General features: G+C 41.2%; 9 protein-coding genes. 6 read left to right on the forward strand and 3 right to left on the reverse strand.

Going from position 1 to position 12810, the window contains the following annotated elements:
- The first annotated feature begins 21 nt into the window (after positions 1-21).
- Genes MSVAZ_RS14250 through MSVAZ_RS14270 form a run of 5 tightly spaced genes read left to right on the forward strand, consistent with a single transcriptional unit; the run spans position 22 to position 5497 of the window.
- Complete coding sequence (locus MSVAZ_RS14250) at positions 22-1062, forward strand: 4Fe-4S binding protein (RefSeq protein WP_048122014.1); 1041 nt, start codon at positions 22-24, stop codon at positions 1060-1062.
- Positions 1063-2817 (forward strand): formylmethanofuran dehydrogenase subunit A, encoded by a 1755-nt coding sequence (locus MSVAZ_RS14255; protein ID WP_048122016.1) that lies wholly within the window; start codon positions 1063-1065, stop codon positions 2815-2817. It abuts the gene before it with no gap.
- Between the two features lie 4 nt (positions 2818-2821).
- Complete coding sequence (locus MSVAZ_RS14260; protein WP_048122018.1) at positions 2822-3727, forward strand: formylmethanofuran dehydrogenase subunit C; 906 nt, start codon at positions 2822-2824, stop codon at positions 3725-3727.
- 10 nt (positions 3728-3737) lie between these two features.
- On the forward strand, positions 3738-4133 hold the full coding sequence (locus MSVAZ_RS14265; protein ID WP_048124112.1) for a molybdopterin dinucleotide binding domain-containing protein: 396 nt from the start codon (positions 3738-3740) through the stop codon (positions 4131-4133).
- The gene (locus tag MSVAZ_RS14270; protein ID WP_048122019.1) at positions 4130-5497 is read left to right on the forward strand and encodes a formylmethanofuran dehydrogenase subunit B; all 1368 of its coding nucleotides are present in this window, start codon (positions 4130-4132) and stop codon (positions 5495-5497) included. The genes MSVAZ_RS14265 and MSVAZ_RS14270 overlap by 4 nt, the downstream gene beginning before the upstream one ends.
- 464 nt (positions 5498-5961) lie before the next feature.
- Here the strand turns inward: MSVAZ_RS14270 and MSVAZ_RS14275 are convergent, their stop codons facing one another.
- The 3 genes from MSVAZ_RS14275 to MSVAZ_RS14285 all read right to left on the reverse strand — a co-directional run bounded on the left by MSVAZ_RS14275 (position 5962) and on the right by MSVAZ_RS14285 (position 9589).
- Positions 5962-7035, reverse strand: a complete 1074-nt coding sequence (locus MSVAZ_RS14275) for a hypothetical protein (RefSeq protein ID WP_048122020.1) — start codon at positions 7033-7035, stop codon at positions 5962-5964.
- Positions 7036-8131: 1096 nt separating this feature from the next.
- Positions 8132-8833, reverse strand: coding sequence for a dienelactone hydrolase family protein (locus tag MSVAZ_RS14280; protein ID WP_048122022.1), 702 nt, complete (start codon positions 8831-8833; stop codon positions 8132-8134).
- A 102-nt stretch (positions 8834-8935) separates the two neighbouring features.
- Positions 8936-9589, reverse strand: a complete 654-nt coding sequence (locus MSVAZ_RS14285; protein ID WP_048122024.1) for a phosphoribosyltransferase — start codon at positions 9587-9589, stop codon at positions 8936-8938.
- Positions 9590-10599: 1010 nt separating this feature from the next.
- On the opposite strand from MSVAZ_RS14285, the gene MSVAZ_RS14290 reads away from it, so the two are divergent.
- Positions 10600-12642: an MASE3 domain-containing protein gene (locus tag MSVAZ_RS14290; protein WP_084626154.1), complete on the forward strand. Its 2043-nt coding sequence runs from the start codon at positions 10600-10602 to the stop codon at positions 12640-12642.
- The last annotated feature ends 168 nt before the right edge of the window (positions 12643-12810 follow it).

Here is a 12810-nt window from a genome sequence, read left to right on the forward strand (position 1 = left end):
CAATGTTGAGAGGTAAGCAAAATGCAAAAAGATATGCAATTGCCTGTCTTTGCTGAAAAAAAAGGCAAGCAGCTAATTTATTACCCCGAAAAATGCATTGGCTGCGGGACCTGCGTACAGGCATGCCCAAAAGGTATACTGGCCATTGGGGCTGTTGGAGCTGTAGTAAGAGGGCTGTTGGATGCGGATTTTTTGGAAATAACAGAAAGTGAAGCCTGCATTGCCTGTGGAATTTGTGCAAAAGTCTGCCCCACAGGTGCCCTTGAGTTGAAGCAGGAAGGAAAAACCCTCACTGACATGTCCTATCTTTTCAGGGCCATGAAGCCAACGGTAGTAAATGAAAGCTGTGTCCACTGCGGACTCTGTGAGGATATATGTCCCAGAGGCTGCATCGAGGTAACCCGTGGAATTTCAGGGGACGGAAATCTGAAACTCGTCGGAAAGACCAATATTGATTTGGAGTGTTGCATCCACTGTGGCTGGTGTGCAGCAGTCTGTCCGGTGAATGCTATTTCGGTAGAAAAGCCCTTTGAAGGGCGCTGGAACAGAGATGAGAATGTCTGCCAGACCTGCCATACCTGTGTGGAAACCTGTCCTGCAAATGCTATTTTCAATAAAAAAGCTAAACCTGGAGAAAGAGTAGAAAAAATAAGTCACCGCCCTGATGCCTGTATTTACTGCGGGGCCTGTGCGGTTGCCTGTCCTGTTAACGCCATTGATGTCAGAAAAACTGCAATTATCCCTAATGTGGAGAAAAAGAGCGTTCTTGAGAAAAAAGTGCTTGAAATCCCGGTTCCTAATGCTATATTACGCACCTGCCTGGAAGTGGATGAAAATGCATGTCTGGGCTGTGGAAATTGTGTGATTGTCTGCCCTGTAAATGCTCTTTATAGCTCTGAACTTGCTGCAGGATACCTGAATGACATGGACGAAAAAGCTCTCCTTGAGGTTAAGAATGGCAAAATTTCGGTCGTAAACCAGGATGCGTGTGGAGCAGATGGAGCCTGCGCCATGATCTGTCCTGTGAATGCAATCTGGCTTGTGAAAAGAAAGGTGAAATAAATGGCAGGAACAATTGCAATCAAGAACGGATACGTCTTTGATCCTCTCAACGAAATAAATGGAGAAACAATGGATGTTTTTATCAAAGACGGAAAAGTTGTAAGGGAGCTTTCTGCTGCCGAACTGAAAGACGCAAAGGTTATTGATGCCTCTGGTATGACGGTAATGCCCGGAGGAGTTGATTCTCACTCTCACATTGCAGGTGCAAAGGTTAACGCCGGCAGGTCGATGCGTCCAGAAGACCATTATAAATCAAATCTTCAGAAGACTTCACTTACCCATTCAGGCTCAGGTTACACTGTCCCCTCGGTCTATAAACAGGGATACGACTACGCAGCAATGGGTTATACAACTGTCTTTGAAGCTGCCATTCCTCCTCTTGAAGCACGTCACACCCATGAAGAGATGCGTGCTACTCCACTCCTTGATATGGGAGGATATCTGGTACTCGGAAACAACTTTTTTTTGATGCGTTACCTTCGGAACGGGGACATTGAAAAAGCTGCGGCTTATGTAGCCTGGATGATGAAAACCCATAAGACCTATGGAATTAAATGCGTCAATCCTGCAGGAGTAGAAAACTGGGGCTGGGGTAAAAACATCAGCTCGCTCGATGAGGCTAATATCCATTTTGAAATTACCCCAAGAGAAACTATAAAAGGGCTTAGCGAGCTCAATGAGCGCCTGGGAATGCCAGCGCCTATCAACCTGCATGCAAACAACCTGGGACACCCTGGATGCTATGCAATTACTAAGGATTCCCTCAAAATCCCGGATGGGGTAAAGACCAGTCAAAATATGGATGTGAACTGGGCTGAAACAAAAATTAACCCTTTAAGGGACCGTTCCGTATATCTCGCCCATCTTATGTTCAACAGTTTTGCAGGCACCACCTGGGCAGACTGTGAATCTGGAGTAAAGGATATTGCCGACTACATTAACAACAAAGATCACGTAGTGATCGACAGTGGATGCACTCCTTTTGGGGAAGCCACAGTTATGACAGGAGATGGGCCTGCCATTCATGACCTTTACACCCTTACAGGAAACAAATGGTCAAATACGGACGTTGAGATGGAGTGCGGTTCAGGTGTACTCCCTTTTACCTATTCCATGTCCAATCCGGTACATAGCTTGCAGTGGGCGATGGGGCTTGAATGTCTCTTGCTAATCAATGACCCCTGGAAAACAATTATGACCACTGACAGTCCCAATGGTGGGCCGTTTACGAAATATCCTGAGGTTATGACCTGGATCATGTCCGAAGCTTTCAGGAAACAGACTTTCAGTGAATGCCATAAGTGGGCAAACGACAGGAGTGACCTCGGAGGCATAAACCGGGAACTTTCCCTCTATGACCTTGCGATCCTGACAAGAGCAAATCCCGCTAAAACAATTGGCGTGTCCCACAGGAAAGGTTCTCTTGGATTGGGCGCTGATGGAGATGTCACAGTCTATAACATAAATCCACAGCAGCTTGACACAAATAACTATGAGGCTCTACTTCAGGCTTTCAGGAAGGCCGAATACACCGTAAAGGGTGGCGAAATTGTAGCTGTCAAGGGTGATATTGTTTCCGTACCTGAAAAGCGGACTTATTATTCTGAAGTACATGTAGAAGACGAGCGAGAAAAGGAAATGCTGGCCGATGTGAAGGAGTGGTTCAGGTACTACACCCTGGGCTTTGCCAACTATCCAACTCCAGAAAAGTATCTGAAAAATCCGACTCCCATACAGATTAATGTTGTGAGGTGAGGTAATGACAGAGGGAGTTCTTATTAATAAAAATGAAAGTGATAGTAAACTCGAAGCAGTTATAAAGCCTGCATCATCTGCCGGTAAAAGTGTCGAAGAAATGGGAGAAGTACTGCTTATTCCTAAAAAAGCTATTGACATTAAACTGGAAGCCGATGTTATAACTCCTGATGCCTTTGCAGGCAAAAGTGCCGAAGAAATTGGAAACCTGGCAATCTGGCAGGGGCCAAAGACCTATCCTCTCTCCGAATTTTTTGAAGTGATAGGCAATGCAGGTAGCTCTGCAGCTGAGACTCTGATCCGCATAAAAGGTGACGTAATGAGAGTAAAAAGGATAGGTGAAGGCATGAGTGCAGGAAAAATCGAAATTGAAGGTTCTGCAGGCATGCATGTAGGCACCGGGATGAAAGGGGGAGAGATCGTCGTTTACGGAGACGCAGATTCCTGGGCAGGTATGGAAATGACAGGCGGACTCCTGAACATAAAAGGCAACGCAGGAGACCATGTGGGCTGCGCTTACAGAGGTAAATGGCATGGAATGAAAGGTGGACGCATTGTTATTGAAGGTTCGGCGCGCCACCAGCTCGGAGGCGGCATGGACGGAGGCGAAATCCTGGTAGAAGGCAATGTTGAAAGCTTCTGCGGAATCCGTCAGAACGGCGGGCTAATCTTCGTAAAAGGCAACGCTCTTCGTGGAGTCGGTGCTGAAATGGCAGGAGGCATCATAGTAATTGGGGGCAAAATCGAGCGCTTCTCCCCGGGTTTCGAATTTGTATCCATGGAAAACAGCGTCACATCCGGAGAGGTTGAACTAATAGGCGAATTCAAGAAATTCACAGGGGACTATGCGATCAGCAAGCGGGCAAAAGGAGCGCTTTACGTGGTTGCAGACGCAAACCCGGAGCTTTGAGGTGAGAAGCATGGAAGTATTACTCCTTACTGGAAGTACAATTGAAGAAGGCAGGCTTGCAAAAGGAGGGGACAAGTTTACGGATGAGTATACTCTGGAGTGCGCATCGTGCTGGATTTCTCCTGTGGATTTTGAATCGCTTTGCTCTCCTTCTAAAGTAAAAGTAACAAGCGAGAATGGAAAATATTCGATTGTAGTTTATACAAAATGTACAGATGCAGTCCAGCCAGGGCAGGTGTTTATGCCAAGGGCTATCTGGTCGAATGTTGTTATCGATCCCGATACCCTTTCTACGGGTTCCCCACTTTATAAGGGTGCCCCGGTAACGATTGAACCCACTGAAGAAGAGGTCCTTAGCGCCGAAGAGATAGTATTGAAAGTTTATATCGGGGGGCGGGGAGTATGATTTACAAAAACATAATATGTCCGGTCTGCGGGGCAGCCTGTGACGATATCCAGGTTGAACTCGGAGACGGAAAGATTGAAGCTAAAAACGCATGTAAGATGGGAAATGCCAAATTTCAGGAAATTGTAAGTTCCCACAGGATTATGCAGCCTCTTATAAAAGTTGAGGGAAAACTGGCCCCTGCCGCCTGGGATGAAGCTCTTGAGAAAACTGTCGATATCCTTGTTTCGGCAAAGCGTCCCCTGTTTTTCATGGGCAGTGAAACCTCCTGTGAAGCACATGAAATCGGGCTCAAGATAGGAGAATACCTTGGTGCGATTGTTGATTCTAATTCTACTGTCTGCCACGGGCCAACAGCTATGGGAATTCAGGAAGCCGGAAAAGTCGGTGCAACAGAAGGACAGAAGAAAAACAGAGGAGACCTCATAGTCTACTGGGGAACCAATCCTCTTGAATCCATGCCGAGACAGATGTCGAGGTACGCGGTTTTCCCGAGAGGTTACTGGACAAAACGCGGACGTTTCGACAGGACAGTTATTACTGTAGACCCGAGAAAAACCCCAACCACTGAAGCTTCTGATCTGCATGTTCAGCTCAAACCTAACTCGGATTTTGAACTGATAAGTGCACTTCTGACCCTGCTCCACGGAAAAACTCCCCATCCCTCAGTAGAAGAGATTACTGGAGTTCCCATCCCTGTTATGGAAGAGATGCTCGATATGATGAAGAACTGTACCTTCGGAGCCATCTCAGTGGGCCTCGGGCTTGCTTCTTCAATGGGGAAGTACAGAAACTCCGAGATTGCCATGAATTTCGTAAAGGAACTGAACAACTATGCCAAGTTCACCCTTGGAGCTCTCCGTGGCCACTGCAACGTGGCAGGCTTTAATCAGGTGGCTGCCTACATGTACGGCTACCCCTTCGGGATTGACTTCATGCGCGGGCACCCGCGTTATAACCCCGGAGAATTCACAACAGTAGACGTGCTTCGAGAAAAAGATGTTGACGCAGCTTTCGTTATGTGTGCTGACCTTGTGTCTCATATCCCTGCAGATTGTGCGGCTTACCTTGCCAAAATTCCAATGGTCTGTCTGGACATTGCTCCCTGCCCGACAGTATCTGCTTCGGATGTCGTACTTCCTGGAGTCATTGATGCTATGGAATGTGAAGGAACCTTCTACAGGCTTGACGATGTGCCAGTATATTTTGAACCTTTCACGAGTTCACCTTTCGAGTTCACGAAGAGCAATGAAGACACTTTAAAACAGCTCTTTGAGAAGATTAGAAAAAAAAGAGGTCAGGATATTCCTTTTCCTTCTCTAAATAAGGAACACGAAAACCTAACACCTGAAAATTTGCCTTGATTTTCGGAGCTCTACAAGTAAGCAATTCGAAGTTATGCAATTGAGGACACAAAACCAAGTGCAGTCTATGTTAATCTGATAGACTTGATTTACTCGTTCAATGATTAAAGAACATTGATTTTAGTCCAACTGTATTTTAGTCCAACTGAATTTTAGTCCAACTGAATTTTAGTCCAACTGCGTAAGTCTTAAACAAGCTATGAGCTTATCCCAAAACCAATTTTACTCTCAAATTAGTAAAGTTTCGAATGATTTTCATGATAAGAAACTTGATAGATTATTTGGAATCCAAAATTCTAAGAAATAATTTTGAGTCTTGGGATTAGTTTTAAGATAAAAATCAAGGGTTTGGATAAGAGTTTGGACAAGGGTTTGGACAAGGGTTTGGACAAGGACTTGGAGAAAAAAAATTAATCCTTATAAAAATTAGTCATTCTCCTGGATAAAAAATTAAAAAGGGATTTTCAGAATTTTTCATTGCTCAGAAAGAAATTGAAAATCTCCGGAAGTCCCAGATTAAATTTACATTTTTGATAACTTGAAGCTTCAAGAATCTGCTGCTGTATATAGTATAGCGAATTCAGAAGGGTATCACTGTCTTCAGAATTCATATCTCCGGCATAAGGGTGGATATTTTCTTCAAGGGCATTTAGAAGCCCTGGATCAAGGTCGTTTACGAAGTAAGTATCCAGAACCAGAAGGTTTGAAATCTGCTCGTAGAAAGCTATAAGTTTCCGAAGCCAATCTGGAACTCCGTAATCCCTTGCATACTTCTCTCTGTTCAGGAAAGCAAGGTATCCAGAGATAGTAGTTATGAGATCTTCAGTTAGCATGTTATCAGGAAACACGATTGGAAAACGTTTCATCGCTGCAGGAGCTACATAGCTCGGGTATATCATTTCAGAATTACAGACTGAAGGAAAGATCCTGGCAATCGAACTGTTAAGCACTGCAGTAATATAGGCACACCTGCCTGGATCTTTAAGAACAATGCCGCATCCGTTCTCAAATACATGGTTCCCTTCAGCGTCATATGCAGCTTGCAGATGATAGCCTTCAGTAGCAATAATCTTAGGAGTATTAAAATATTCCAGAAATTGTCTGCCTTTTATGCTATAGTCTGCAGATTTAAGAGGAGAGGTATCGTGGAGGAACTTTTCTTTGAATTCCAGAATTCTCCCGTAAGCCATAGGGAATTTTGTCTTGAGTTCTTCGGGCGGAATTACATTGTATTCTTTCTTTTTCTCTATTGACAATTCATAAGGCAGCATGAACCGATAAGGTGAAGGGCGAAATGCAAATTTTTCGGAAGAAGCCCCTGAAACATACGGGTAAACAAGTTCAGGCTCTATAAATACAGGTTCGCACAAGCCTTCGCAAAGATAATACGAATCTGAACCACCCTCTTCAGGAAGGTAAAGCCTGTTAAGCAGGCTATTTTTTGTGTTTATACCCTCAAAGATGCTCTCGGAAACATCTCCAAGTGTAACCGGGATTTCATAAATCTTTTCTACTATTTCGCTTTGTTTAAGAGACATCTATTTTTCACTTCTTAGAGGTACATTATGAAATATATTCTCATGTACTTTTTATTTTTCAGGCCACACTTATCCGGATGGAGTCTATCATTTGAATGATCATCCCTGAATCCTGGACTTTTGGATTCCAATAAATTGTCAAACCCTGCCAGAAATGTAGGTACGATCGGATCACTTATACAGAGATCTCATTCCCAAAATCAAAATTGGTTCACTAAATCTAGAAATTTAAACAGCCAATCAAGTTTCTTGTCATTGAATACTGACTTAAGAAGAAACCTGATTTTGGAATGAGCTCAAAGATTTGTTTAACTCTTTGGAGATCTTGGAGGTTGTCTAAAGGTTGTTTCTGGATAAATTTATAATATGTCTCATTTTCATTTTAATATGTCTCATTTTCATTTTAATATGTCTCATTTTCATTTTAATATGTCTCATTTTAATGTTAATAGGCCTCTAATTTTAATAGGCCTCTAATTTTAATAGGTCTCATTTTCATTTTGATATGTCTCATTTTCAGATTCAGTTTTAAGTTTAGATTAGTGTTGTATGAATAAATCGAAAATTTTCCATAATTTCAATTTTATCAGGAGTTAAAGGCATATCGTTGCCGAACAAAAATCCACGTGAAATTTAGTTTGAAAGCTTTTACTCTGTCATTTTATTGATTAACTGGTTCTCCTATGTCCTGAGTTTTATTTTTTTCTCTTTTAATACACGGTAATCAGTTTCCTAGTAATAATATAAATAACTTTGTATTGAGTGAATAAATTAAACGAATGTTCCACATAGTATAAAGAATCCAGGTAAAAAATGAGTAACTGAAAAAGCCTGAACAAATACCTTCAAAACAAGCGTGGAGAATAATACGAGTGATAAGTATGCGAAAGTATGTTAGCGAGAAATACGTTGCGAATAAAAAAGTTGTAAAGAAAAAGGTTAATTAGTTGGTACAGAGGGTCTTAGATTTACTATATCACAAAATACAAAAGGTCATAAAATTATGGGCTCATGAGTCATAACTGTATAACTCTAAGTAATATTAGTTTTGGGATTGTCTCAATGTGTGTTTATCCAGCATTTTGTTGCTAACTTGTTATTTTTCTCCCATAAGTGTTATTTTCGTTTCCAGAAGATATCTTTTAAACCATTCTCCAGCCAGATTTGCAACTTCTTCTAGCGTGCCCGGTTCTTCAAAAAGATGGGTTGCTCCGGGAACAATCTGAAGTTCTTTTTGTTCCGTCTTCAATTGGTCTAACGCCCATTGATTCATTTCTATTACCTGATAATCCTCCCCACCCACAATGAGTAATGTTGGTGCCTTTACGTCCGGCAGGGCTTTTTCAGCCAGATCGGGCCGTCCTCCTCTGGAAACTACCGCTTTTATAATATTTACATGCTCTTTTGCAGCTATAAGTGCGGCTGCAGCTCCCGTACTGGCACCAAAGTAACCGATACTGAGTTTTTTAGTATAAGGATTGCTTAAAAGCCAGTTTGTTACGTTAACAAGCCGATTTGCAAGCAGGTCAATATCAAACCTGAGGCGAGCAGTTATCATATCAATTCTCTCTTCCTCAGCCGTCAACAGATCAAATAACAGTGTTCCAAGACCTTCTTTCTGAAGTTCCTGCGCAACATACCGGTTCCGAGGACTGAAACGACTGCTCCCGCTTCCGTGTGCAAAAACAACAATTCCTTTTGCTCCTTCAGGAATTGTGAGGTTTCCTTCAAGTGTAATAGAATCAATTGGAATTTGGATTTCACTACTGCTTTTACCTTTACTTGATAATTCTCTCATGCCGACCCCCAAAATGGCCTTCCCCCCAAATGGCTTTACAATTAATTATAAATCTGCATATGAAAAATCTCAAATATTATTTTAAAATATTAAACATTACTATCATCTTGCCGGAAGGGCTCTTGCTTTATCCAGAAGTTCGCAGACCTCTTCATCGGTGGTTTGACTGAAGTTTCCGTACCAGGCTCCAACCCCATAGAACGGTTCAGGGGTAGCTATACATATTACTTCATCTACCTCCCTTCCGAAAAGCTCACATGTATCGCGTGCACCAGTCGGCACTGCAACCACTATTTTCGCCGGGTTTTTAGTTTTAATGGCAGATGCAGCTGCACGCATTGTCGCACCTGTAGCAAGCCCGTCATCTATTAAAATCACAATCGAGCCGCTAATCTCAGGCTTGGGACTATCTCCACGGTAAGTGCGTTCCCTGCGTTCAAGTTCTTTGAGCTCGTTCTCAGCTACCATATTAATTACCCGTTCAGGTATCTGAAAAGACCTGACAATGTCTTCATTCAACACACGGATATTATCAGAAGAAATTGCTCCCATTGCCAGCTCTTCATTTCCCGGAACCCCCAGTTTCCTTACTATAAACACATCCATTTTTACATTAAGTTCCTTTGCAACTTCAAACGCCACCGGAACCCCACCACGCGGGAGAGCAAGTATCAATACATCTGAACGATTTGCATATTTTGAAAGTTCTTTTGCAAGTTTTTTCCCGGCATCCACCCTGTCTGTAAAAAGTGCCATTTGCTTCTCAACCCCCTGTCAAACTGGATTAATTGATAATAAACAATATTATATAGAATATATATTCAAACCCTTAAACGTATAGAGTATGAAATTTATGCTTAAAATTTATATAATTACTCCTCTTTGAAATGGAGCCCAGAAAAAAGTAAAAATTTGAAAATATTTATTTTTCTAGCTATTTGCCTGTTCTGTAGTGGAAAAGCGGACACTGGTCGAGCCCTATGAAGTAATACTCTGGGTAGCTATAATTAGTGTCCTTTAATTAACCAATCTCAGTAACCATCTTCTTTTTCATATTCTGGTTCATATTCTGGTAGAACTTTTCAGTGTATATGTCACATATATAAGCCTGATAGAAGTAAAGGAACAAAATTCGTAATTCGGTTTGGCAATATAGAGGACACAGAATTTAACTAGGACACAGAATCTAACTGAGTGACCAAATATAGTAAAATATTTTACATTGTTTTAATTAAGTAATAAATTTTATCAGGTGTACAAAATTTTTTAAGCCATATTATTTTTTACTTATAGACAATTTTTTGAATAATTAATTTAAAATAATTTCTGCTCTTTATATCTCATGAAGTTGGGAAGTGAGTTGGGAAGTGAGTTGAGTGTGAACAAGTAAAGAATTGCCTGGAGACCATTGATGATTCTTCTCGGGATCGGTATACTTGGGGGAGCATATCGTCTGCGCTGTAGGTATCGGAAAATACGATAAACAGCGTATAATGCCTCTGGGATTCTTCTTATTCTCGTTTCTGCAATGCTTTTTACTCTTCCGATTCCGTTATTTGCAGATTATTCAGGTATAAAATTGAATTAAACTTAGTATAACTCGACATTACAACCACTTACTCGACATTACAACCATTTACTCGACATTACAACCATTTACTCGACATTACAACCATTTACTCGACATTACATCCACTTTGTAAATTAAAACATTAAGTTTTATATGAAGCTCATGAATTCTTGAGGCGTTAGGTGCAAGGGGGTGATTGAACATTCCAGCTGTAAGGAAAAACATATTAAATGTAGACTTCTACGAATTAATGGTCTGGATAACCATAGTTATCTTGCTCTATCTAATTAGCCTTAACAATTACCTCCTCTTCCATGTAGTAATAGAACTGTTCAGCGTCTACTTTGCATACGTGATATTTCTTATTGTTTGGAAGGCGAGAAGTCGCCTGGAAAACCGATACCTTCTGATATTGGGAGTTAGCTACTTTTTCGTAGGGAGTTTTGATTTTCTGAGTGCACTTGCGTTCCACCACACTGGGGCATTTCCCGGATTTGGTACAAACCTGACTGCTCAGTTCTGGACCATTTCAAGATTCCTGGAAAGCACTTCTTTTCTGGTAGCTCCGCTGTTTTTGATACGCACTGGAGAGAGGCAGGAGAGGAATGTCAAAACCCTTGAAAGCTCAATTTTTGCCTGGAAGGCATTTCTTGTATACGCAGTAATCAGTGTTACCTGCCTGATTTCAATCTTTTTTTCCGAAAATTTCCCGGCTTCTTATTTTCAGGATTCAGTATTTACTCAATTCAAAGTAGCAAGCGGATACTTAATTTCTTTCATACTTCTCTGCTCACTTTTTTTCCTGTATATTGTCAGAGATAGGTTCGAAGAAAAAGCTTTTAATTTACTCTCAGTCTCCCTGGTTCTTACAGGTTCTGTGTCACTGTTATTTGCATTTGACAGTCAAACGGGCGAGGTTCCGGGCATTTTAGGTCTCTTCTTTAAATTATTGTCTATTTATCTGGTCTATAAAGCAATCGTAGATATCGGGTTCGAAGAACCTTGCAGTCTTTTATTCAGTGAGCTTAAACACCGAGAAGAAGATTTCAAGCAGAAAGCCATTTTCTTTGGGGACGAGTACGGTCATATTTACAGAACGATAAACAAGAGATATCTGAACCGAAGTGCTAAGGAAGAAGACAAGCCCGAAGATGGGCTAGACAGTTATAGTTCCTATATGCAAAATCTTCAGGGAATTGGATTTCAGTTTAATAAAGATTTTAAATTGATATTTTTATATGGTCCTGTTGAGGAAATGACAGGCTATCCGAAGCAGGATTTTCTCTCTGGAAAAGTTGCCTGGCAGGAAATAATAATACCTGAAGACCGCCCTGCTATTTCTAAAAAAAAGGATAAACTAAAGCTAAATCTTAATTCTATCGTTGAAAGCGAATACAGGATAAAGAAAAAAGACGGGGAGATAAAATGGGTCCGTGAGATTATCCAGATAATATCGGATGAATCCGAAAGTTCGGGAAAGTTTCAGGGGCTGGTTTATGATATCACTGAACGCAAAATGGCTGAGGAAACTCTGGAAAAAATAGACAAAATTCGATTAAAAGAGGTCCACCACCGCATAAAAAATAACCTTCAGGTAATCTCATCTCTCCTCAGCCTGCAGGCAGAAAAATTCGAAGATAAAGAGGTACTCGAAGCCTTCAGGGAGAGCCAGAATCGAGTCGAATCTATTGCGATGATCCATGAGAGACTTCATGAGAGTGAAAATATGGATGCTTTTGATTTCTCAGACTACCTAAGAAAACTAACCACAGATCTTTTCAATTCCTATAATGTGGGAAACAGGAATATAAGCCTCAAATTGAGCCTTGAACCGGTTTATTTGGGCATGAATACTGCCATCCCTCTTGGAATTATTGTAAACGAGATCGTTTCAAATTCCCTGAAGCATGCTTTTCCCGCGGGAAAAAGAGGCGAACTCAGCATAAATTTTTTCAAAGCTGAAACTTTAGTTGCAAAGTGCGGGACTTCATGTTCGGATAACTACTGTTCATATGAGGGAGACTATACGGATTATAAGGACTGTATAAACAATAATTTCCGTTACATACTTACAGTAGCCGATAACGGAATAGGAATTCCCGAAGAAATCGACTTGAAAAATACCGACTCCCTGGGGCTTCAGCTTGTAAATATTCTTGCCAAACAAATAGGCGGGCGTATAGAGCTTAAAAGAGATCAGGGAACAAAATATATTATCTGTTTTAGTAATGAAGGGTAATGAAGCCTTATAATTTAGAAATATTTGTCCGTCTAAGGCTTTCCTTTTTTAGATAACTTTTTCTCTTACCAATCTTCTTACCAATCTTCTTACCAATCTTCTTACCAATCTTCTTACCAATCTTCTTACCAATCTTCTTACCAAAACTTCTTCTTACCAAAACTTCTT

Source organism: Methanosarcina vacuolata Z-761 (genome assembly GCF_000969905.1).
Classification (GTDB): Archaea; Halobacteriota; Methanosarcinia; order Methanosarcinales; family Methanosarcinaceae; genus Methanosarcina; species Methanosarcina vacuolata.